At 70.6% G+C, this 22,312-nt stretch carries 19 protein-coding genes; 10 read left to right on the top strand and 9 right to left on the bottom strand.

From position 1 onward, the window contains the following. Window positions 1–184 precede the first annotated feature (184 nt). Together D3A59_RS12560 and D3A59_RS12555 are read left to right on the top strand one after the other, a co-directional pair. Window positions 185–1,159: a quinone oxidoreductase family protein gene (locus tag D3A59_RS12560; RefSeq protein WP_119155275.1), complete on the top strand. Its 975-nt coding sequence runs from the start codon at window positions 185–187 to the stop codon at window positions 1,157–1,159. Window positions 1,160–1,291: 132 nt separating this feature from the next. Next, window positions 1,292–1,672, top strand: a complete 381-nt coding sequence (locus D3A59_RS12555; RefSeq protein WP_119155274.1) for a hypothetical protein — start codon at window positions 1,292–1,294, stop codon at window positions 1,670–1,672. Between the two features lie 42 nt (window positions 1,673–1,714). On the opposite strand, the gene D3A59_RS12550 is transcribed toward D3A59_RS12555, so the two are convergent. From D3A59_RS12550 to cynR, 7 genes are all read right to left on the bottom strand, one after another. Next, window positions 1,715–2,959: a cyclic di-GMP phosphodiesterase gene (locus D3A59_RS12550; protein ID WP_119155273.1), complete on the bottom strand. Its 1,245-nt coding sequence runs from the start codon at window positions 2,957–2,959 to the stop codon at window positions 1,715–1,717. Between the two features lie 171 nt (window positions 2,960–3,130). After that, on the bottom strand, window positions 3,131–3,880 hold the full coding sequence (locus D3A59_RS12545) for a GNAT family N-acetyltransferase (RefSeq protein ID WP_240636045.1): 750 nt from the start codon (window positions 3,878–3,880) through the stop codon (window positions 3,131–3,133). Between the two features lie 545 nt (window positions 3,881–4,425). After that, entirely contained in the window at window positions 4,426–5,514 is a 1,089-nt protein-coding gene (locus D3A59_RS12535; RefSeq protein WP_119155271.1) for a DUF3616 domain-containing protein, read from the bottom strand. A gap of 122 nt (window positions 5,515–5,636) precedes the next feature. Further along, on the bottom strand, window positions 5,637–6,023 hold the full coding sequence (locus D3A59_RS12530) for a hypothetical protein (RefSeq protein WP_119155270.1): 387 nt from the start codon (window positions 6,021–6,023) through the stop codon (window positions 5,637–5,639). Further along, complete coding sequence (locus D3A59_RS12525; RefSeq protein ID WP_240636044.1) at window positions 6,020–7,180, bottom strand: MBL fold metallo-hydrolase; 1,161 nt, start codon at window positions 7,178–7,180, stop codon at window positions 6,020–6,022. The genes D3A59_RS12530 and D3A59_RS12525 overlap by 4 nt, the downstream gene beginning before the upstream one ends. Window positions 7,181–7,338: 158 nt before the next feature. Further along, the gene (locus D3A59_RS12520; RefSeq protein WP_119155268.1) at window positions 7,339–8,019 is read right to left on the bottom strand and encodes a GntR family transcriptional regulator; all 681 of its coding nucleotides are present in this window, start codon (window positions 8,017–8,019) and stop codon (window positions 7,339–7,341) included. A 107-nt stretch (window positions 8,020–8,126) separates the two neighbouring features. After that, complete coding sequence (cynR, locus tag D3A59_RS12515; RefSeq protein ID WP_119155267.1) at window positions 8,127–9,035, bottom strand: transcriptional regulator CynR; 909 nt, start codon at window positions 9,033–9,035, stop codon at window positions 8,127–8,129. 262 nt (window positions 9,036–9,297) lie between these two features. Between cynR and D3A59_RS12510 the strand changes: the two genes are divergently transcribed. The 5 genes from D3A59_RS12510 to D3A59_RS12490 all read left to right on the top strand — a co-directional run bounded on the left by D3A59_RS12510 (window position 9,298) and on the right by D3A59_RS12490 (window position 14,260). Then, complete coding sequence (locus D3A59_RS12510; protein WP_119155266.1) at window positions 9,298–10,455, top strand: CaiB/BaiF CoA transferase family protein; 1,158 nt, start codon at window positions 9,298–9,300, stop codon at window positions 10,453–10,455. A 41-nt stretch (window positions 10,456–10,496) separates the two neighbouring features. Continuing rightward, the gene (locus D3A59_RS12505) at window positions 10,497–11,390 is read left to right on the top strand and encodes a dioxygenase family protein (RefSeq protein ID WP_119155265.1); all 894 of its coding nucleotides are present in this window, start codon (window positions 10,497–10,499) and stop codon (window positions 11,388–11,390) included. A gap of 25 nt (window positions 11,391–11,415) precedes the next feature. Then, on the top strand, window positions 11,416–12,228 hold the full coding sequence (locus tag D3A59_RS12500) for a citryl-CoA lyase (RefSeq protein WP_119155264.1): 813 nt from the start codon (window positions 11,416–11,418) through the stop codon (window positions 12,226–12,228). A gap of 219 nt (window positions 12,229–12,447) precedes the next feature. Then, window positions 12,448–13,425, top strand: coding sequence for a Bug family tripartite tricarboxylate transporter substrate binding protein (locus D3A59_RS12495; RefSeq protein ID WP_119155263.1), 978 nt, complete (start codon window positions 12,448–12,450; stop codon window positions 13,423–13,425). 208 nt (window positions 13,426–13,633) lie between these two features. Beyond that, on the top strand, window positions 13,634–14,260 hold the full coding sequence (locus tag D3A59_RS12490; RefSeq protein ID WP_119155262.1) for a malonic semialdehyde reductase: 627 nt from the start codon (window positions 13,634–13,636) through the stop codon (window positions 14,258–14,260). Window positions 14,261–14,400: 140 nt separating this feature from the next. Here D3A59_RS12490 and D3A59_RS12485 read toward each other — a convergent pair whose 3' ends face one another. Next, complete coding sequence (locus tag D3A59_RS12485; protein WP_205665187.1) at window positions 14,401–15,981, bottom strand: amidohydrolase family protein; 1,581 nt, start codon at window positions 15,979–15,981, stop codon at window positions 14,401–14,403. Window positions 15,982–16,135: 154 nt separating this feature from the next. Here D3A59_RS12485 and D3A59_RS12480 point away from each other — a divergent pair, with 154 nt between their 5' ends. Next, window positions 16,136–17,056 carry a LysR family transcriptional regulator gene (locus D3A59_RS12480; protein WP_119155261.1) on the top strand — a complete coding sequence of 307 codons (921 nt, stop codon included), beginning with the start codon at window positions 16,136–16,138 and terminating at the stop codon, window positions 17,054–17,056. A 277-nt stretch (window positions 17,057–17,333) separates the two neighbouring features. On the opposite strand, the gene D3A59_RS12475 is transcribed toward D3A59_RS12480, so the two are convergent. Next, a complete protein-coding gene (locus D3A59_RS12475; protein WP_240636043.1) occupies window positions 17,334–18,362 on the bottom strand; it encodes a Bug family tripartite tricarboxylate transporter substrate binding protein in 1,029 nt (342 codons plus the stop codon). A gap of 846 nt (window positions 18,363–19,208) precedes the next feature. Between D3A59_RS12475 and D3A59_RS12470 the strand changes: the two genes are divergently transcribed. Both D3A59_RS12470 and fdhA read left to right on the top strand, forming a co-directional pair. Further along, complete coding sequence (locus tag D3A59_RS12470) at window positions 19,209–20,864, top strand: tannase/feruloyl esterase family alpha/beta hydrolase (protein WP_240636042.1); 1,656 nt, start codon at window positions 19,209–19,211, stop codon at window positions 20,862–20,864. Between the two features lie 134 nt (window positions 20,865–20,998). Beyond that, the gene (gene fdhA / locus D3A59_RS12465) at window positions 20,999–22,204 is read left to right on the top strand and encodes a formaldehyde dehydrogenase, glutathione-independent (protein ID WP_119155314.1); all 1,206 of its coding nucleotides are present in this window, start codon (window positions 20,999–21,001) and stop codon (window positions 22,202–22,204) included. The last annotated feature ends 108 nt before the right edge of the window (window positions 22,205–22,312 follow it).

Raw genomic sequence — 22,312 nt, 5'->3', positions numbered from 1 at the left:
TTCGAGCGGGACCGTGCGCCGGCATCGCCGGCGCAGGCCGCAATACGCCCTGCACGGGTCACGATAAGCGATTCCCGGCCACCCCCCTGCCCCCGCAACCGGGGATCGGAGCGACGATCCCTTTTTCCCCCGAAGGATGACCGGGGGCAGCCGCGCCGGCTGCCTTCGGTCCGAAAGGACACCCATGTCAGAAGCCATCGTGATCCGCGCCCACGGCGGGCCGGAAGTGCTGCTCCCGGAGCCGGTCGAGGTCGGCGCGCCCGGCCCCGGCGAGTTGCGCCTCCGGCAGACCGCAATCGGCGTCAACTTCCACGACGTCTATGTCCGCCAGGGCCTGTACCGCACGCTGGCGCTGCCCGGCATTCCCGGCATCGAGGGCGTCGGCGTGGTCGAGGAGGCCGGCCCGGGCGTCACGGGCTTCGCGCCGGGCGACCGGGTGGCCTGCCTGACGCTGCGCTACGGCGGCTACGCCACGCACCGCCTGCTGCCGGCGGAGTTGGCGGTGCGCGTGCCCGACGGGCTCGACGACCGGGTCGTGGCGGCGACATTCCTCAAGGGGCTCACGGTGCAGATGCTGGTCGACCGAGTCCACCGGCTGCAGGCCGGGCAGACCGTCCTGGTCCACGCGGCCGCGGGCGGCGTCGGCCAACTGCTGAGCCAGTGGGCCCGCCGGATCGGCGCCACCGTGATCGGCACGGTGGGCAGCGAGGACAAGGCGCGCGTCGCGCGGGAGGCGGGCTGCGAGCACGTCATCCTGTACCGGCAGGAGGACTTCGTCGCCCGGGTGCGCGAGATCACCCGCGGGCGGGGCGTGGACGTGGCCTACGACGCGGTCGGGCGGGACACCTTCTCCGGCTCGCTGGACTGCCTGGCGCCGCGCGGCCACCTGGTGAACTACGGCCAGGCGTCGGGCCCGGTGGAGCCCCTGGACATCTCGCGGCTCGGCGCCCGCTCCGGCACCGTCTCGCGCCCCGCCATCGTCCACTACGTCGCCGAGCGCGGCGAGCTGGAGGCGATGAGCGCCGCGCTGTTCGGGGCGCTGTCGGCCGGCTGGCTGCGGCCCGGCCCGGCGCGCGAGTTCCCCCTGGGCTGCGCGGCCGACGCGCACCGTTGGCTCGAGTCGCGCGCGGCGACGGGCTCGACACTGCTGAGGCCGTGAACGCCGGGCGGGCGGACATCCCCTCCTCTTGAGCGGATGGCCGCGCCCGCCGGTCTGCAGGCGGCACCCCGTTTGCCTAACCCCTCCCATATCGATCAATTCCACTCATTCGAGTGATACCGGAGGACCGACATGCCTGCCGCCCCGCATCCCACCCCCTCGCTGCCCGTGCCGCACCAGCGCGGCCCCTTCGAGGTCCTTCCCGCGCAGCACGAGGTGTCGTGGCCGGACGGCTCGGCGCTGCTGCTGCACCCGGTGCGCCAGCGCGGGGACGACGACGGCTCGCAGTCGCGCTTCCTGCAGGCGCTCGAACTGCCGGGCTCGCTGGTCGTCTTCGACGTGCGCGATCTCGCCCGCCCCCTCGAAAGTGCCGACACCACGGCCCGGCGCGACGGGCCGCAGCCGCTGCTGCAGAAGCTGCAGCGGCGCTTCCTCTGCGCCAAGGAGGCGGTCGAGCAGATGTGCCTGAAGCGCCGCGCCTGCTGGCTCACCGAGGACAGCGAGCCTGCCTGAACGCCGGCCGCGCCCGGCAAGGCCGCGAGCCGGCCCGGCCGCTCAGCCGCGACGCAGCGCCGCAGGCCCCGCCCACAGCTCGTCCACGTTGCCCAGCCCCCACCGCCCGGCGCTCTCGCGCGCGACGATGCGGTCCTGGCAGGACGGGGAGCCGAGCTCGATCACCTCGGGCAGGATGCGCATCTTCGACTTGATCGAGAAGAACACCTTGACGGTCGGCGTGAGCAGCGACTTCTCGTGCTGCTCGAGCACTACGCCGAGCCGGCCCGACTTCAGCCGCACCAGGGAGCCGGTCGGGTAGATGCCGATGCTCTTCACGAAGGCCTGGAACACGCCGTTGTCGAACTGGCTCCTGCTGCGGGTCCACTCCGCCATCCGCTTGATCGCCTCGCCCGGATCCCAGCCCGCCTTGTAGGGCCGGTCGGAGGTGATGGCGTCGTAGACGTCGCAGACGGCGCCCATCTTCGCGAACAGCGAGATCTCAGCGCCCTCGAGGCGGTGCGGGTAGCCGCTGCCGTCGAGCTTCTCGTGGTGGTGCAGGCAGACGTCGAGCACGACCTCGTGCGGCATGCGCGCCTCGCTCAGCAGCTCGTGCCCGCGCAGCGGATGGCTCTTGATGATCGCGAACTCCTGCTCGCTGAGCGAGCCCGGCTTGTTCAGGATGTCCTGCGGCATCACGGCCTTGCCGATGTCGTGGAACAGGCCGGCCATGCCGGCCAGGCGCATCTGCTCCTCGTCCAGCCCCAGCTGCCGCGCCAGCGCCACCATCAGCGCGCAGACCGCCACCGAGTGCATGTAGGTGTAGTCGTCGGTGGATTTCAGGCGTGCAAGGCTGACCAGGGCCCCCGGGTTGCGGAGCACCGACTGCGTGATGTCGTCGACCAGCGGCAGGCAGCGCTCCGGGTCCACTGCCTGGCCGAGGCGCACCTCGCCGAACAGCGACACCACCGCCTGCCGGCCCTTCTGGCACAGGAGCGCGGCCCGGTGCAGCTCCTCGTCCAGCGTGGCGCGCGCGGGCCGGGACGCGCCCTGCACCGCGGGTGCCGCGGCCGCCGCCTCCAGCAGGGCGCCTTCGCTGCTCGCCGTGTCGGGTGCCGACGCGACGTCCAGGCCCCTGTCCGTGTCGATCCAGCACTCGCTCACGCCGCTCTCGGCGAGGCGCCTGAGGTCGGTGGCGTCGTCCACGCGAAAGCTCGACCGCCAGAAGGGATGGTCGAGCCAGGAACTGCACAGCTCGTGCACGTGCATGCCGGGGCGGAGCTGTGCGATGGGGATTCGCTTGAGCATGAAAGGAGAAAGCGCCGAGCGGTCTCTTGAAGTCGCCGTGTCGCCCAACTTCGGCATGTCCGGCCGGAACTTGAGGCCCGGCCTCGCTCGCGGCACGACTTTGTCACGCCGACGGGCTCCGCCGCGCCCCTCCGGGAAGCAGGAGCGGCGGCCGTGCCGGCAGTCGAGCGGCTACTTGCCGCTCAGCAGCATGCTCTCGATGCGGTAGGCGGTCCGCTGCAGCCAGCGGTAGTTCAGGATGCTGCTCTCCTTGCGCTCGGGCCATTTCATGTCCCGCTGCAGCAGCGCGAAGAGCAGCATGTCCTGCGGCCGGCCGTCCCAGAACTCGAGCTCGCGCATCAGGCCCTCCTGCACGAACCCGAAGCCCCTGGCGAGCTCGATCGAGGCGGTGTTGGCGGGATGGATGTGGGCCTCGATGCGGTGCAGCTGCATCCGGGAGTAGCCCCAGGGCAGCACCGCCGCGAGGGCCTCCTGCATGTAGCCCTTGCGCCATGCGAAGGTGCCGAGCTCGTAGCCGAGATTGCAGCGGCGGTAGTTCCGGTCCCAGGAGTAGAAGCCGCAGGTCCCGAGCAGCCGCCCGTCCTCCTTGCGCTCGATGCCCCAGCGCGTCCCGGTGGCCGCGCGCCGGCAGTTCGCGAAGAACGAGACGAGCCGGCGGGCCGCGCCGAGGTCGGGCAGCACGTTGCTGCCGAACCAGCGCATCACCGTCGCGTCGCCGTGGATCGCGAGGATGTCCGCCGCATCGTCCTGCGTGATCTCCCGCAGCCGCAGCCGGCGCGTCGTCATCTCGGGGAACGGTTCGTCGGCGGGGGCGGGCGCGACCGCGGCGGACGCCGGCCTCGCGGGGGGGCTTGTCGGGGTGCCGGCGCTTGCCGGCCGTGGCATCGAGAAGGGCGGGCTCTGGAGTTCGGCCTCGGTCATCGGGGTCTCCTGGTACTTCCTCGGACTGTTCGGGAATCGGCGCACCGAACGGATGGGAGCGCGGGCAGCCGGCGCGGGATGCGGCCCCGCGGGGAATCGGTGCCCGGCGGGCGGGCAGGCCGGCAAGGGCGGCGGGTCGTCGGCGGGGCCTCGGCGGTGTCGATCTCGTGCATGCGAGCCCGGCCGGGAAGCCCTGTCGTCAGGACCGGGAGGTCCCGGGCAGGCGCTGCAGCGCACCGGCATGGAAGGTGAAGCGGGAGATGCCGGGCACGAAGTGTCGTGCGGGAGCGCCCGTGGAAGAGGCGGCCCCCAGCGCAGCGCTCGTGGCAAGGCCGCGGAGCCGCGCCGCGCGGAACACGAGGACCCGCGCGATCCCGGGCAGGGACGCTGCGATGCCGAGCAACAAGACGGCCGAAGCTCGCGGGGTACGCCACATGCGAAGCACCTTAGGCCGGGACGGCGGATGCCGCGCCCCCGCGCCTCGATGGCCCCCGCAGGCCTCCCCCCGACCCTCGGGTCGCTTCCGGACAGCGGCCGGAAAAGCCTCAGATGCGGCGCAGGAGATCGCCGAACACGGCATGCTCGCCCTGCCGGCGGTCGGGCCCGGGCGCGTCGTACAGGACCAGCCACGCCGGCTGCGTTCCCGCGAGCTGCGGGGGCAGCTCGCAGATCGCCTCGGCCCGGTCGGTGCCGTGTCCGTGCGGCAGGGCGATCGACTCCGTCAGCGCCGCCTGGAACGTGACCGGCTCACGGTTGGCCGCCAGCGCCGGGCGGGCCGCGGGCCAGCGGAACACGCGGATGTCGCCGTCGAGGACCATCGTGGGACCCGCCAGGATGTGCAGGTCGTCGCCGGAGAAGTGCAGGTCCCGGATGCCCAGGCCCTCGAGCTGGAGGAAGTGCTTGCGGATCAGCGTGCCCTGCCCGTCCAGCGGCACCATCTGCAGGTGCCGGCCCCTGGCTTCCACGGCGATCTCCAGCAGCGCCGACCAGCCGCGCAGCACCGGGCCGCGCAGCCCGAGCAGCAGCCGGCCGTCGGCCACCGCGAGCCCCTCGATGTCGAAGCCGTTGTCCTTGCCCGGGATGGCGAGGAAGGGACCGAAATGGGGATCGTCGGCGAGCGCCTCGGTGAGCTGGTTCGAGCGCGCGTCGCCCTTGAGCGCCAGCGCGCGCCGGCCGTCGCCGGCCTTGCGCACCAGGCAGGGGACGCCGTCTGCGTCCGCCTCGATCGGCAGGCAGGCCAGCAGCAGGCGGTTGGCGTCGAGCGACAGCTTCGCCAGGCGCCGGGCGTTCTCTTCATCGCTGCGCCTGGGCTTGACGTTCTTGCGCTTGAGGCCGTGCGAGCCCGCCACCCACAGGTAGCCGTCGGCGACCGCCATCCCCTCCAGGTCCGCCTCCTCATCGGCCTCGCCCGGCAGCTCGAGCAGGGCGGAGAGCGGGAAGTCGCGCACCTCGCCGAAGCGCAGCGCCTCCCGACCCAGCGGCTCGAGCCGGCGCAGCCGGTCGATCCCGCTCGCCTCGTCGCCCACCACCCAGAGCCAGTCGCCGCAGAAGGCGGCACCGGAGAGGTTGGTCCTCACGAGCGAGCCGGCGGCGAACTCCAGGCGCACGGCGCGGGCGATTTGCGATTCGGGCATGACGGTCTGTTTCCTGGGAAGCTGCGGGGAAGCCGGTGCAGGTGCGCGGTGACCGGCACGGCGGCCTTCCCGAGCCCCAAGCAAGCTGCGGTCCAGGGGCCGGGCGCCGCCGCCCGCCCGGTTCAGCGGCGCGCGTCCTCGCAGCGGAACTGCATCGTCACCCGGTAGTCGTCCTCGCCCGCGATCTGGGGCGCGCGCTGCCCGGTGGTGCCGAGGATGATGCGCCCGACCTTCTCGATGGTCTGCGCCGCGGTCTCGGTGCCGAGGCCGCGGTACTCGGTGCGGTGGTCGATCACGACGTGCCGCATCGCGCGGCCCTTGCAGGTGCTCTCGGCGCTGTAGAGCGCCGACTCGAGGGCGGCCTTCTCGCTCTCGCCGATCGAGATCACCTGGTACTGGCCGCCCTCGCGCGGGATGACGCTGCCCATGCGGGGGGTCGCGCAGCCGGCCAGCGTCACGGCGACGGCCAGCGCGCCCAGAAGGCCGAGGTGGGGAATGCGTTTGTTCATGGCTTTGCTCCGTCGGTTTGCGTTCGGCGCGAGGAGGCCTCGCGCCGCGGTGCCGGTCGCAGCACCGGCCGCAGGGTCTCGCCGTGCCGCAGCAGGACGAAGTCCGCGTCGTCGACGTCCTGCGCCTTGCGCGCGGCAGCGAGGTCGTCGACCGGCTGGTCCAGCCGCTCCTCGCCCATCGGGAAGGTGCCCCAGTGGATGCCGATGCTGCGCCCGACGCCGAGTTCCCGGTGGATGCGCACCGCCTCCGCGGGACTCACGTGGGAGTTGCGGTACCACACGGGCTCGTAGGCTCCGACCCCGATCGCGGCCAGGTCGAAGCGCTTGAAGCGCGCGGCGATATCGGCGATGTCCTTCGAGTAGCCGAGGTCGCCCGAGTAGAAGAACGAGAAGCCGTCGCGCACCAGCGCGAACGCGCCCCACAGCATCTCGTTGCGGTCCCACGGCGTGCGCGCCGACCAGTGCTGCACCGGCAGCAGGTGGACCTCGAGGTCGCCGATGCGGGCCTGCTCCCACCAGTCCATGCGCGTGATGCGGCTGGCGTCGCCATCCGTGACATGGCGCAGCAGCCAGCGATCGACGCCGAGCGGGGCGAAGATCCTCGGCGCCCCGCCCTTCTGCCGGTAGAGGGCGCGCATCGACGCGAGCGACAGATGGTCGTAGTGCGCGTGGCTCAGCAGCACCGCGTCGATGTGCGGCAGCTCGTCGAGCGCAAGCCCCGGGCGCTGGTGGCGCTTCGGCCCCGCGAAGGGCACCGGCGAGGCCCGGTCCTCGAACACCGGGTCGGTCAGGATGTTCAGGCCCGAGCCGGTCTGGATCAGCAGCGTCGCGTGGCCGATCCAGGTGACCGAGGGCTCGTCCCGGTTCGCGTGGATGAAGCCGAGGTCCGGCGGCACCGGCTGCAGCGGCCGCAGCGGTGCCCGCGCCGAGGCGTCCCTCGTCCAGTTGCGCAGGCGTGCCGCCCAGGCCGCCAGGAAGCCCTGCTCCGGCCGCTTGTAGGCCGGGTCGGGCGGGTAGTTGTTGACGAAGCCCTGCGGCGTGTGGTGGGGCCTGGACGGGTCGAAGTACGGATTGGTGCTCGTGCAGCCCCCGGTGACGAGGGCCGCGGCCAGCGCCAGCGAGGCGGTGCCGCCGGCGAACATCGTTGCTCTGCGCATGCTGCTTTCAGGGAAGGCGTCGGCACCGATTGTCGGCCCTCGCGCCCCGCCGTCCCGGGGCTTGCGGTACGGCCGCTCTGCGAGGCGGGCATTGGGCCCGTCGCCCGCTCGACGCTTCGCGCCTCGTGGTCGTGCCCCGCCCCGTCGCTGCCGCTCGGTCAGCCCTGCTTCGCCGCGAGATCCATGCTCATGCTCTGCTCCTGGGTGATCGCGTGTTCCCGGAACAGGAACTCGGCACGGTCGCCCTGGCGCGCGGCGATCGCGTCCACGATCGCATGGTGCTGCTGGTGGGCATAGAAGAGGAGGTCGAACGCGGACCGTTTGCTGGCCTCCGAGAAGGCGACGCCCTTCGGACTGGTGAAGGCCACGACGTTGCAGCGTGCCACGAGGTCGGCCAGGAGAGGCCTCTGCGCACCGTGGAGGATGAGCCCGTGGAACCTCGAGTTCATCTCGCCGTAGCGCGCCTCTGCGAGCTCATCGATGGAGCGGGACATGAAGATCTGATCCCCTTCCCGGAGACAGTTCCCGAGCTGTTCGAGCAGATCGGGGGATGCGCCCCGTTCCGCCAGCGCACGCGCGGCCACCCCTTCCAGCACGGCCCGCAAGCGCAATGCCTCGAGGCTCTCGCGCGAGTCGAACTCCTTGACCGCGAAGCCCCGCTGTCCTGCCCGCACGAGCAGCCCCTCCTGCGCCAGCGCCGGCAGCGCGTTGCGCACGGGCGTCCTCGAGATGCCCAGGCGGGCGGCCAGGCTCGCCTCGGTCACCCGCTCCCCCGGCGCGAGCTCGCCGCGAAGAATCATCTCTCGCAGCCGGATCAGGGTGGCGGTCTGTTGCGACATCGGAGGCGGACAGGAGCGGTTGTGAAGGGCGGCTGCATTATGGAGGGCGCCTCCCCGGACGGACGCGGCGGGCGCGCCGACAGCCCGAGCGCCGCTCGCTCGCGTCCTCAGCCCGCGGGTGCCGCATCGAGCAGGCTGGTGCGGAACGCCAGCTTGCGAACGATGGTCGAGAAAGCGCGGGTTGCGGCGGACTTCGTGGCTCCGGCCGCCCACAGCATGCCGGGGGTGCGCACCGGCGTCGGGCTCTCGAGCCGCAGCAGCTTGAGCCCCGAGTTCGCCGGCATCGCGTTGGGCGTCACGATGCAGGCCAGGCCGGTCTTCGCCACCAGGCTCATCATCGGACCCAGGGTGTTCATCTCCGCGACGACGAGCGGCTCGGCACCGCAGGCCCTGAAGCACTCGTCCAGCAGCTGGCGCGTCGCGAAAGACGGCGGCAGCAGCACCAGCGGCAGGCGGTGCAGCTCCACCATGCGCACCCGCTTGCGGCGCGCGAGCGGATGGTCCTGCCTCACGACCAGCACCATCTCCTCGTTGTAGAGCGGCTCGAACTGCAGGCTCTCGGACGTTGCCGGCCGGTAGGCGATGCCGAGATCGAGCGAGCTGTCCTGCAGCCGGGCGGCGATGAGGTCGGCGGCGAGCTCCTCGACCACCACCTTCACGTCCGGGTGCCGCTGGTGGAAGGTGGCGATGCAGTCGGGGATGAAGCCGAGGTTGAAGGAGTGGGTCGCCCCGATGCGCAACTCGCCCGAGGCATTCGGCACCAGCTGCTTCAGCGCCCCCAGCCCCTGGTCGATCTCGCGCAGCGCCCGCCGGGCGTACTCCAGGAACTCGTCGCCGGACTCGGTCAGCACCACGCGCTTGCCGATGCGGTCGAACAAGCGAACGCCGAGCTCGTCCTCGAGCTGCTTGATCTGGTGCGACAGCGTGGACTGGCTCACGTGGACACGCTCGGCGGCCCGCGTGAAGTTCAGCGTGCCGGCCAGGGCAATGAAGTAGCGCAAGTGCCGCAGTTCCATGGAAACCCTAAATCGATCGATCGCATAGATCATAACCGGCGAAATTAATCATTTCCCGGCATCCATTCGCGTCGATACAGTCGTTTCCAACCACAGCGGAGCACCCGGCGGACAAGCGGGCGGCGAAGCACGAGGCGCATGGAGACGACCCCTCCCGTGCCGCTTCGCACGCCGGCCCCGACCGCCCTCCCGCTGCGTTCTGCAGGCCCCCGACGGCATGCGCCGGGCCGGGGCCCACGTTCCCATCCAAGGAGTCCGAACAGTGAATCAAGTCCTTCGCGGCATCAAGGTGCTCGAGCAAGGCACCTTCATCACGGGGCCGGCGGCGGGCATGTTCCTCGCCGATCTCGGGGCCGAGGTCATCAAGATCGAGCAGCCCGGTGCCGGCGACCCCTTCCGCGCCTTCCGCGGCGGCCTCTACAGCCCGCACTTCCAGACCTACAACCGCAACAAGCGCAGCATCACCCTCAACCCGAAGCTGCCGGAGGACGCGGCGGTCTTCGACGAGCTGGTGAAGCAGGCCGACGTCTACATCCAGAACTTCCGGCCCGGCGCCGCCGAGCGGCTGGGCGCGGGCGAGGCGCGGCTGCGCAGCCTCAACCCGCGCCTCGTCTACTGCGCGATCAGCGGCTTCGGGCAGAGCGGGCCGGCCTCGCGGCGCCCCGCCTACGACACCGTGGCGCAGGCGGCCAGCGCGTTCCTGAAGCTGCTGGTCAACCCCGAGAACCCGCGCGTGGTGGGGCCCGCGCTGGCCGACGCGATGACCGGCTTCTACGCCGCCTACGGCGTGCTGGGCGCGCTGGTGGAGCGCGGCTCGACCGGCGTCGGGCGCAGCGTCGAGGTGTCGATGCTCGAAGCGATGTGCCACTTCAACCTCGATGCCTTCACCCACTACTTCTCGGAGAACGAGGTCATGGGGCCCTTCAGCCGCCCCAGCGTCTCCCAGTCCTATGTGCTCGAGTGCGCGGACGGCAAGTGGATCGCGCTGCACATGTCCTCGCCGGAGAAGTTCTGGCAGGGCCTGGCCGTCGCGATCGAGCGGCCCGACCTGTTCCAGGACCCGCGCTTCGCCGATCGCGACGGCCGCATCAGGCACCAGGAAGACCTGATCGAGGTGCTGGGCGCCATCTTCCGGCGCCACGACCGCGCGACCTGGTGCGAGCGGCTGGAGGCGCAGGACGTGCCGCACGCGCCGATGTACGACACGCAGGAGGCACTCGAGGACCCGCAGGTGCGGCACCTGCAGCTCGCGGTCGGCGCCGCGCATCCGGAAGGGGGCGAGTGGCGCACGATCCGCTCCCCCGTCAGCTTCGACGGCCAGCCCTCGCTGTCCGTCACCGCCCCGCCCCTGCTCGGCGCCGACAACGCCGCGATCGTCGATCCGATCCGGCAGCGCCTGCGCGGGAACGCGGGCGCCTGAGACCCCGCGCCATCGAAACACACCTGAGAGGAGACACCGACATGACCCCGTCCAACGAAGACGAACTGACGCAGGCGGCGCTGCAGCGCCTGGCGGAGTGCGGCGACCCGCGCTTCGCTCAGGTCATGAGCTCGCTGATCACCCACCTCCACGCCTTCATCCGCGAGGTCGACCTCAAGCCCGACGAATGGATGGCCGGCATCGAGTTCCTCACGGCGGTGGGCCAGGCCTGCAGCGACAAGCGGCAGGAATTCATCCTGCTGTCCGACACGCTGGGCGCCTCGATGATGGTGGTGATGCTCGACCAGCTGCGTGCGAGCCGCGGCTCGACCGGCAGCCTGAGCGTCACCGAGGCGACGGAGGCGACCGTGCAGGGCCCCTACTACTGGCAGGGGGCGCCCGAGGTGCCGCTGGGAGCCGACATCGCCGAGGGCGTGAAGGGCGAGCCGACCTTCTACAGCGGCCGCGTGACCGACACCCACGGCCGGCCGGTCGCCGGCGCACTGCTGGATGTGTGGTCGGGCGACGGCGAAGGCGTCTACGACATGCAGGTCGAGGGCTCCGACATGGCCGCGCGCGCGCGCCTGCGCACCGACGAGGAGGGGCGCTACTGGTTCTGGTCGATCCGACCCAGCTTCTACCCGGTGCCCGTCGACGGCCCGGTCGGGCAGATGCTCGCAGCGATGGGACGGCACCCCAACCGGCCGGGCCACATCCACATGAAGGTCTCGGCGCCGCAGCACGCGCCCGTCACCACCCACCTCTTCGTCGCCGGCAGCCCCTACCTCGACTCGGACGCGGTCTTCGGCGTGCGCCCGAGCCTGATCGTCGACTACGAGCGGCATCCCGCCGGGAAGGCGCCCGACGGCCGCGAGATGAACCGGCCCTACTGGTCGGCCCACTACGACTTCCGACTCGAACCCCAGGCCGCGTGAGCCGGCCGCCCCGGAGCAGACCCTCATGAAAATCGGAAAGAACACCGTCCCGCGCACCGCCATCTCCACGTCCGACGAGCACACCATCGTCGTGCGCGGGCGGGACCTGTGCCAGGACCTCATCGGCAAGACTTCCTTCACCGACTACTTCTTCCTGCTCCTGACCGGCCGCGAGCCGGACAGCGCCTGCCGCGCAGTGCTGGACGCGACCCTGGTCGCGATCGCAGAGCACGGCCTGGTGCCCAGCGTGCAGGCCAGCCGCATGACGCTGGCCGCGGCCCCCGAGGCGCTGCAGGGCGCCGTGGCCGCCGGCATCCTTGGCTGCGGCTCGGTCATCCTGGGCGCGTCCGAATCCGCGGGCCGGCTCTTCGCCGAGGTCGAGCAGCGCATCGCCGCGGGCCGCGCGCTCGAGGAGGCGGCGGCGGAGGTGGTGCGCGAGCACAAGGCCGCCCGGCGGGCGATCCCCGGCTACGGCCATCCCCTGCACAAGGAGCGCGACCCGCGCGTGAGCCGGCTCATCGAGGTGGCGACCTCCGCCGGCGCCGACCTGCGCTACGTCCGCATCGCCGAGGCCATCGAGCAGTTCATTCCCGACCTCGTGGGCAAGGACCTGCGCATGAACGTCTCGGCGGCGATTCCCGCCGTGCTGATGGGGGTCGGCTTCCCCATTTCCTCGCTCAAGGGCGTGCCCATCCTCGCCCGCACCGCGGGCCTCATCGCGCACCTGCACGAGGAGACCGAGCAGCCCGCCGGCTTCGCGCTGTCCTACCAGGCCACGCGCGAACTGGTCTACGACGGGGAAGCGCCCGAAGGCTTCGCCCACAAGACAGGAGAGTGAACAGGAGGAGCCGCTTTCCCCGGGACACCTCGAACGACGCCGAAGGCGGGATCCCCGAGGTGCTCCGGGTTCAGGTTCGCAACCGGAAGGCTTGCACCGGGATCGATCGAAACGATTGCCGGGGGGAACGCTCGCCCGTTCCGTCCCGGCGATACCAGCCCAGCCGCCCACACCGCCAGGAAGTGCGGAATGAATAGACCGCTGAACAGGAGACACAGCATGAAACTCGGCATTGGTTTGCTCGCCACCTTGGTCTTTACGCTTGCCGGCGCGCCATCGCACGCCCAGGCCCAGGCGCCCCAGGCCGCCTGGCCCACCAAGCCCGTCAAGATCGTGGTCGGATTCGCCGCGGGAACACCGCCCGACGTGTTTGCCCGGATCTACGGCGAGTACGCCGCGAAGAAGATGGGCGTCCCGGTCGTCATCGACAACAAGCCGGGCTCCGCGGGCAACCTCGCGGGCGACGCGGTGGCCAAGTCGTCGCCCGACGGCTACACCGTCCTCTACAACGTCTCCACCGCCTTCACGATCAATCCGTACATCTACAGCAAGCTGCCCTTCGATGCGGGCAAGGATCTGGTGCCGGTGGCGACGACGATGCGGCAGGGCCTGGTGCTGATCGCCAACCCGAACCTGAAGGCCGGCTCGCTGACGGAGGTGCTGGACCAGGCGAGGAAGCAACCGGACTCGATGTCGCATGCCTCCTACGGGGCCGGCAGTCCGTCGCATCTCATCATGGAATGGCTGAAGGACGAGACCAAGACCAAGATGCTGCACGTGCCCTATCGCAGCACGCCCCTGCCCGAATTGATCGGCGGGCAGGTCGACCTCGTCCTCGAGCCGGTCGCCACCGCCTACCCGATGATCTCGGGAGGACGCGTGAAGGCGCTGGCCTACTCGGGCGCGCAGCGCCACCCCGCGATGCCCAATGTCCCCACCTTCGCCGAAACCGTGCCCAATCTGTCGATGATGTCCTGGCACGGCATCTGGGCACCGGCGGCCACGCCTCCTGCGATCGTGGATCGTCTCCATGCCGTCCTGCTCGCCGCGAGCCAGGATCCCGACGTGCAGCGACGCATCAAGGAGCTGAACAGCGAACCGCTCGGGCTGAGCCGTGCGGAGATCGCGGAGCTGGTGCGGCGCGACTCCGAGATCTACAGCCAGATCGTCCGGTCCAAGAACATCCGCGTCGATTGATTGCGGCTCACCGGGAGCGTCGCCGGCTCAACGAAGCGCCGCTCCCGACGAGACTCATCCATGTGGAAGCGGGCCGCTGGAGGACGTCGAGCCGCCGCGGCCCGCATTCGCGCGTCCTGGTCGGCCTCGTGCCGATCCTCGCCGCGATGCACGCCGCGCCGGCCCTGCCCGCGCGGCGCCCGTCCCTCCCACCCTTCCCCGATCCGCCATGAACCCTTCGCCCCTTGCCGCCGACGCCTCGTCCGCCGCGGGCCCGCTGGACGCGGCCGCCCTGGACCAGCTGTTCCTCGCCGCGCGCACACACGCGGCCTTCGAGCCCCGGCCCTTGCCGATGTCGCTGCTGCGCGAGCTCTACCGGCTCGCCAGCCTGGGTCCGACCTCGATGAACTGCCAGCCGGCCCGCTTCGTCTTCATCGGCACCGAGGCCGGGCGCGAGCGCCTGCTGCCCCACCTGTCCGCCGGCAACGTCGCCAAGGTGCGCTCCGCCCCGGTGACGGTGATCGTGGCGCGCGACACCCGCTTCTACGAGCACATGCCCGAGCTGTGGCACATGCCCCATGTGCGCGAGGAGTTCGAGCGCCAGCCGGAACGCGCCCGCGCCGACGCGGTGCGCAACACCACGCTGACCGGGGCCTACTTCATCATGGCGGCGCGCGCGCTCGGGCTGGCCTGCGGGCCGATGAGCGGGTTCGACGCCTCGGGCGTCAACAAGGAATTCTTCCCCGACGGGCGCTGCGAGGCGGACTTCCTGCTGAACCTCGGCTATGCCGGCGGCCCCGCGGCCCATCCCCGCCGGCCGCGGCTGTCCTTCGAGCAGGCCTGCAGCTGTCTCTGAGGCGTCGGCGGCACGGCACCCGCGATCCGGCATCTTCCGCGGCCGGCGAGCCGCACCGTGGAGCGCACATGGTCGCCCCCCGCACCGCCTTCATGCCCCGATGCCCCGGCCGGCCGGCCCCCCGGACCGGCGGCCGGGCCTCATGCCCGGAACAGGTCGCGGGCGATGCCTGCGGCGTCGAACAGGTGGTCGCGGCTGGCCTCGAGCTCCCGGCGCAGCTTGGGCAGGTCGAAGCCCAGCAGTTCGCCCCGCCACTTCCTGATCTGCCCGGCCACCAGCACGGTCGACACGTTGCTGCGCTCCATCAGCGTGACCACGGCGCCCGGCACGTGGTTGAGCGGCGCCACGTTGAGCGCCGTGGCGTCGAGCAGGATGATGTCCGCCTCCTTGCCCGGCGTGAGCGAGCCGGTCCTGGCCTCGAGCTTGAGGCCCCTCGCCCCCTCGATGGTGGCGAAGCGGATCGCGTCGTGCGAGGTCAGCAGCCTGGGGTAGCTCTCGCCGCGCAGCGCCTTCTCGTTGGCGAACATGCGCTGCAGCGTGAGCACGGAGCGCATCTGCGTGAACATGTCCGCCGTCATCGTGCATTCGACGTCGGTCGACAGCGAGGGCTGCATGCCCAGGTCCAGTGCCGTCTGGGTGGGTGGCGTGCCGTGCCGCATCTGCATCTCGATCGGCACCGCGAGCGACACGTGCGCGCCCGCGTCGGCGGCGTAGCGCCAGCCGGCCTCGCTCATGCCGGTCATGTGGATGAAGATGTTGTCGGGACCGAACCAGCCCGCCGCCCCCAGCTTGTCGAAGGTCGGCTGCATGCCGAAGGTGCCGACCACGTGCAGCGCGATCGGCAGGTTCAGCTCGCGGCCGATCTCCCATGCGGCTTCGTAGCCGGGCAGGTAGATCTCCCCACCCATCACCATGCTCAGCAGCTGGTCGCTGCTCGAGAACCACTGGCTGCGGATGCGACGGGCATCCTGCGGGTACTTCGTGCGCGGCCCCTGGCCCTCGAAATAGCCGAACACCGCGCGGCGCCCCGCTGCGCGCAAGGCCTCGATGGCCGCGTCGGAGTGCTCGGGGGAATGGTGGATCTGGCTGACGTCCATCACCGTCGTCACGCCGGCGTCGATCTGCGACAGCGAGCCGTACAGCTCGTTGATGTACACGTCCTGCGGCCGGTAGACGGTCGAGAACTTCTGCAGGATGGTCTCGTAGTAGTTGTAGGCCGTGTCCGGCCGCCCGTCGGGCAGCAGCACGCCGTCGGCCAGGAAGCTGCGCAGCGCGGTCTCGAACTGGTGGTGGTGCGTGTCGACGAAGCCCGGCATCACCACCATGCCGGCCGCCTCGATCACGGCGGCGCCGCTGGCGGACAGGTTGGCGCCGACGGCGACGATGCGGCGGCCTTCGAGCAGCACGTCGCCGGTGGCGAAGTTGCCCACCGCGGGGTCCATGGACATGACGGCGCCGCCGCGGATGAGCGTGCGGCGCGCAGGCTCGCCCACCCCGGCAGGCGGCGGCGTCGCTTGGGAATGGGCCACCGCTTCGCCCCCGCCGCAGGCCGCGAGCGTGAGCCCGGCAGACGCGCCGGCGACCGCGGAGGCGCGCAGGAAGTTGCGCCGCGGCGGACTGGAGGGCGCGGACTCGACGGCTGCCGCCGGGGCGGGGTTCGCGTGAAGGTGAACGGGCGCGGGCCTGCCCTGCGCCGTCGCTTCGTCACACAGCTTGCACATGCATGTCTCCTCTCGTGGTGTCGTGGTTCTCGCCGCGACGCGGAGCCTGCGATCCGCACTCCGGCCGCGCGAAAAAGTTTAGGCAGCCGCCCTGCGACGATGCGCGGCGTTTCCGGGAAAGTCTTTCCCGTCTCCTGCAAGGAAGGAAGGGGCGATGGACCGCTGGACCGAGATCGAACTGCTGGTTCACCTGGCCGAGACCGGCAGCATCAGCCGCACGGCCGAACGGCTCAAGCTGTCGACCTCCAGCGCGAGCCGCTACCTGGCCTCGCTCGAGAACCGGCTCGGGGCCTGCCTGGTGATGAGAAACACGCGGCGGGCACAGCTCACCGACGTCGGCCGCTCCTACCTGCAGCGGGCGCGCTCGGCACTGGAGGAGCTTCGCCACGGCGAGGCCGAGGTGCAGGCCGCCGCCTCGGTGCCTGCAGGCGTGCTGACGATCTCGGCGTCGGTGTCCTTCGCGATGCACCACATCGCCCCGCTGGTGCCGGCCTACACCGAGCGATTCCCCGAAGTCGAGATCCATATCGAGGCCTCCAACCGCTATGGCGACAGCCTGGAGAACCACATCGACCTGGCGGTGCGCAATCGCGAGTTCGAACCCGACTCGAACATCGTCATGCGACGCCTCGCACGCACGCGGCGCGTCCTCGTCGCCGCCCCCCTCTACCTGCGGCGGCACGGTGCGCCGCCGCGCCCCGAGGCGCTGCAGGGGCACAAGCTGCTGATCTATACCCATGCCACCACGCCGCACGAACTGCGCTTCTCGCGCGAAGGGCAGAGCAGCACCGTGGCCGTCGCCGGGGTGCTGAAGTCGAACGACGGGCAGGTGCTGCGGGCGGCCGCGCTCAACGGACTGGGCATCCTGATCCAGCCCCTCTATGTCGTTCACGAGGACATCGTGGCGGGGCGCCTCGTGCCGGTGCTCGAGGACTGGGACCTGCCGCTGCTGTCCATCAACGTCGGCTATGCCAGCCGGAAGCACCTATCGGCGAAGGTGCGCACCTTCATCGACTTCATGTGCGCGCACTTCGAGAAGGAGGAGCTCGACCGGAAGTGGACCTCCCGATGGTGAGACGTCCTGCCGGGCGCCCCGGACCGGGGGCGCCGCGGCCGGCGGCGACGCGATCCGGGGCATGGGCGAACCCGGCGCACCTGTCGTCGCGGATCGCCGTTCGCTGGTCGCTGCGCTCGACGGTCGGCGCGGCGAGCTCGCCGCGGCCCCGGGGCTCCGGCGGAGCGGTCATGAACGCGGCTCGGGTCATCGGGCTCGACAGGAGTGCGCCTTCGGCTCGTGTCGCTCGGAGCGCTTTCTCCAGCGGGCCGCAGCTCCCCGCGGGGCCGCGTCGGACCTAGTCCAGCTGCGCACCGGACTGCCTGACCGCCTCCGCCCACTTCGTCGTCTCCTGGGCCACGAAGTCCTTCATCTCCGTGACGCTCATCGGCCGCAACTCCACCCCCTGCCCGAGCAGCCGGGCCTTCAGGTCGGCGTTGGCGAGCGCCCTGGCGGATGCCTCTTGAAGCCGCTCGACGACGGGCGCCGGCGTCTGCGACGGCGCGAAGAGCATGAACCAGGCGACCAGGTCGAAGTCCTTGACGCCTTGCTCCAGCAGCGAGGGCACGTCCGGGGCTGCGGAGATGCGCGAGCGGCTGGAGACGCCCAGGGCCCGCAGCTTCCCGGACTTGATGTGGGGAAGCACGGCCGCCGGGTGGTAGAACATGAAGGCGGTCTGCCCGCCCATCGTCTCCGTCAGCGCCTGGCCGCCCTCCTTGTAGGGCACATGCGTCACCGGCATCGACATCCGGAGACCGAGAAGCTCCCCGGCAAGGTGGCCCGAGGTCCCGTTGCCTGCGGACGCGAAGAGAACGCCGGCGTTCCTGGCGCCCGCTGCCTTGAGGTCGGCGAGCGATCTGACGGGCGAGTTCGCCGGGACGACGAGCAGGGTCGGGGTCGCGCCGAGATAGGCCAGCGGCGTGAAGTCCCGCTGCGGGTTGTATGCCAGCTTCTTGTAGAGCGTGGTGTTGATGGCGTGCGTGCCCACCGTGCCGAGAACGATGGTGTGTCCGTCTGCGCTGGCCGCCGCCGCCTGTGCGGTGCCCACCGTGCCCCCTGCCCCGGCCTTGTTGTCGACGATGACCGTTTGACCGATCGTCTTCGACAGTTCCTCCGCAAAGGCGCGGGCCACGGTGTCCGTGGAGGTTCCCGGCCCGAAGGGCACGATCAGGCGAATTGGCTTCTCGGGGAAGGCCGCGCCGGCAGCCTGCACGCCCAGGCAGAGCGCCAGAGCGGCAATTGCCTGCAGGCGGATCGGGCGACCGACAGGTTTCTTCGGGGTTTTCATGCTTCGGTCCTCGTCGAGTTCGGTATCGATATTCAGCATGCGAAGCCCCTGGATCAGGGGAGACGGACGCCGGAAAGCGCCCCACCCTGGACAAGAACGGGCATCTCTCCAAAAGCATCTCGTGATGCGGTCGCTTGTTCATCACGCCGCCAAATCTTCTTGCCGAATCCCACTGTATATCGACCGGACACCGCCAGGAAATGCTGATTTCCAACGGTAATGATCTATCGCGTCGATCGACCACGAAGGCCGCCGGCAGGCGCGGCGCCATCGCCACGCCATTGCTGCGGCCCGGCCCGCTCGGGCCGGTTTCACGCCCTGACCCGATCGCGCCCCTGGGCGCCGTTCGCTTGCCTGCGGCGGACGAGGAAGGGCCAACGCCAGGCCTATTGGATCCCGTCACGGGCCACATCACTGGTAGATACCCTAGGTTTCGCTCGCTTGGGATCCCATATAGAGTGAAGGCACCTTGATGAAGCTCAAGCACCCCCGCGGAGACGGGATCCCGAAAGTGTGAAGCGAGAGCTTGCATCCCCATTAAGGAGGAGACATGGATGCGGGCGAATGTCCGACGTGAATCGGTCCCTGGGCGACATCGCATTGCAACGCCGCCACCTGCGGCGAGTGCAGGCCCGTGCCCGGAAAACAGATGAACCCTCGACTCGAATGCGAATTGCCGGCCAGGCCGCCGTATCCGTGAATCGATAAGGCGTTGGGCAGATTCGCTCCGACCCGAGATTCTCCCGGCAAGCCGCCGGAAGAAAACAGGCATTCCCACGATTTCTGCAGGCCTGCCATGGCAGGCTGTTTCCCGAGGCGGGTATCTCGGCGGCTGTCATCGCCGGGCACGTTGCCCCATGCCCTGAAAACAAGGAAGGACTTCGCATGAAAAGAATCACTCCGGTTGCCGCAGCGGCAGCCATTGCCGCCTTGCTCGCCGGCTGCGGCGGCTCGGACGATCCGGCGCCTGCGGTGGCGACGCCGCAGCAGGCCTGCGAGAGCCTGGCGGGCCTCCAGATCCCGGCTTCCGCCATCGGGCTGCGCACTTCGGGCGCCGTGGTCCAGAAGGCGACCTTCGTCGAGGCCGGCGCCAAGGACAACGTGAACGGCGAATACTGCGCCGTGACGGGACTGATCATTCCGGTGAGCGCCGCTGCGCCGAACACGGAGTTCCAGGTCAACCTGCCCACGCAGTGGAACGCGAAGGCGCTGCAGATGGGCGGAGGCGCCTACAACGGCACGCTGGTCACCGGTCTCGGCAAGGCCGGGCTCCAGCCCGACACCGTCGCACGTCCGCTGAAGCAGGGCTACGTCACGCTCGGCAGCGACGGGGGGCACAAGGGAGGGCCCGGCTTCGACGGCTCCTTCGGCATGAACGACGAGGCGCTGCTGAACTACGGCAAGGAGTCGATCAAGAAGACGCACGACGTCGCCATGGCGGTGGTCAAGGCCCGCTACGGCAAGACGCCCGCCCGCTTCTACTTCATCGGCAACTCGCAGGGCGGACACGAGGCCCTGGATGCGGCGGCCCGCTATCCGGCGGATTACGACGGGGTGGTGGCCAACTACCCGGCCTACAACGTCACCCTGCTGCACCTGGGCTCGCTGAATGTCGGCAAGGCGATCTACTCCAACGGCGGCGCGGGCTGGCTCAGTCCGGCGAAGACCAAGCTGCTGACGGACGCCGTCTACGCGGCATGCGATCCGCTCGACGGCGTCCGCGACGGCATCATCAGCAACGTGGCCGCGTGCAACGACAACTTCAACGTGTCCACGCTGCGCTCCGGCCCGCTGCGGTGCGCGGGCGGGGGCGATACCGGCGACACCTGCCTCTCGGACGCGCAGATCGCGGCGGTCGAGAAGATCACCTCGCCCTACCGGCCGGGCTTCCCGATCGCGGGCATGGACGAGTTCCCGCGCTGGCCGCTGCTCGAAGGCGCGCTCTTCCAGGTCTCCAGCTTCGGCTCGAGACCGGTTCCCGGGAACCCGCCGACCGGCGCGGACGCCCTGCTCTACAACGTGGGCTCGGCCACCTCGCGCTACATCATCACGCGCGATCTCGCGCTCGACGCGATGGCGTTCGACCCGCTGCAGTGGCAGGCCCGGACACAGGAGGTCGGAACCATCATGGACGTGACCGACATCGACCTGAGCGCCTTCCGCCGCAAGGGCGGCAAGATCATCATGACGCACGGCACCGCGGACGACTTCATCACGCCGCACAACTCGGTGGCCTACTACAACCGCCACCTGGCCCTCCAGGGCAAGGACGCCATGGACTCGTTCATGCGCTTCTACATGATCCCCGGCCTGGGCCACGGCTTCGGCCCGTTCAACGCGAAGTACGACGGCCTCGCGGAACTGGACAGGTGGGTGGAGACGGGACGCGCGCCCGGCGTGCTGACCGCGGTCGACGAGAACGCCCCGGCGACGAACAAGGGCAGCCGCCCGATGTGCCTGTACCCGACCTGGCCCAAGTTCACCGGGGCGGGGACCGCTTCCCCGAACGACGCGGCGAACTACACCTGCGTCGCCTCCTGACGGCGCGGGCCCCGGCCGCAGAAACCAAGGACGGGCGCGAGCCCGTCGACGGCGCAGGCGACTGCGCCGGCTTCGCTGCCGTCGCGGCCCCCGGGCCGGGGCGGCGGCTCCACCCTCGCGAGGAGAAGATGTCGATGAGTGCAAGCAACCGTGGTGTCGTCTATGTGGGCCCGGGCAAGGTCGAGGTGCAGGGGATCGACTTCCCCAAGCTGGTCGACCCGCAGGGCCGTCGTGCCGAGCACGGCGTGATCCTGCGCGTCGTGTCCACCAACATCTGCGGCTCGGACCAGCACATGGTGCGCGGCCGCACCACCGCGCCGGCAGGCCTCGTGCTCGGCCACGAGATCACCGGCGAGGTGATCGAGGCGGGCCGGGACGTGCAGAACATGGAGGTGGGCGACCTGGTGTCGGTGCCCTTCAACGTCGCCTGCGGGCGCTGCCGCACCTGCAAGGAGCAGCAAACCGGCGTGTGCCTGACGGTGAACCCCTCGCGCGCCGGCGGCGCCTACGGCTACGTCGACATGGGCGGCTGGATCGGCGGGCAGGCCGAGTACGTGATGGTCCCCTACGCCGACTTCAACCTGCTGAAGTTCCCCGACCGTGCGCAGGCGATGGAGAAGATACGGGATCTCACCTGCCTGTCCGACATCCTGCCCACCGGCTACCACGGCGCCGTCACCGCGGGCGTGGGGCCCGGCAGCACCGTCTACATCGCCGGCGCCGGCCCGGTCGGCCTCGCCGCCGCCGCCTCGGCGCGGCTGCTCGGCGCGGCCGTCGTGATCGTCGGCGACGTCAACCCGAAGCGGCTCGAGCATGCGCGCAAGGTCGGCTATCACACAGTGGATCTGTCGCTCGACGCAAGCCTCGCCGAGCAGATCGCGCAGATCCTCGGCACGCCCGAGGTGGACTGCGCGGTCGACGCCGTCGGCTTTGAGGCGCGTGGCCACGGCCACGAGGGCGCGCAGCACGAGGCGCCGGCCACTGTGCTGAACTCGCTGATGGAGATCACCCGAGCGGCCGGCAAGATCGGCATTCCCGGCCTCTACGTCACCGAGGATCCGGGCGCGGTCGACGCCGCGGCCAAGCGCGGCAGCCTCAGCATCCGCTTCGGCCTCGGCTGGGCCAAGTCGCACAGCTTCTTCACCGGCCAGACCCCGGTGATGAAGTACAACCGCCAGCTGATGCAGGCGATCCTGTGGGACCGCATCAAGATCGCCGAAACCGTCGGCGTCGAGGTCATCTCGCTCGACGATGCGCCCAAGGGCTACGAGGCCTTCGACCACGGCGCGCCGCGCAAGTTCGTGCTCGATCCGCACTCGCTGATCCGCAAGGCCGCCTGATGGCGACCGGGAACGCGCAGCGCGGCGCCTGTCGCCTGCCGTTCCTCCTCCTGCAGGGCGCGGGGCCGCGGCCACCCCGTCCTTCGCTGCACCACAACCCCCGACGGT

The organism is Caldimonas tepidiphila (assembly GCF_003569765.1).
GTDB lineage: Bacteria > Pseudomonadota > Gammaproteobacteria > Burkholderiales > Burkholderiaceae_C > Caldimonas > Caldimonas tepidiphila.
The sequence above is the reverse complement of the archived record's forward strand: the minus strand, read 5'-3'. Positions and strand labels throughout refer to the sequence as shown.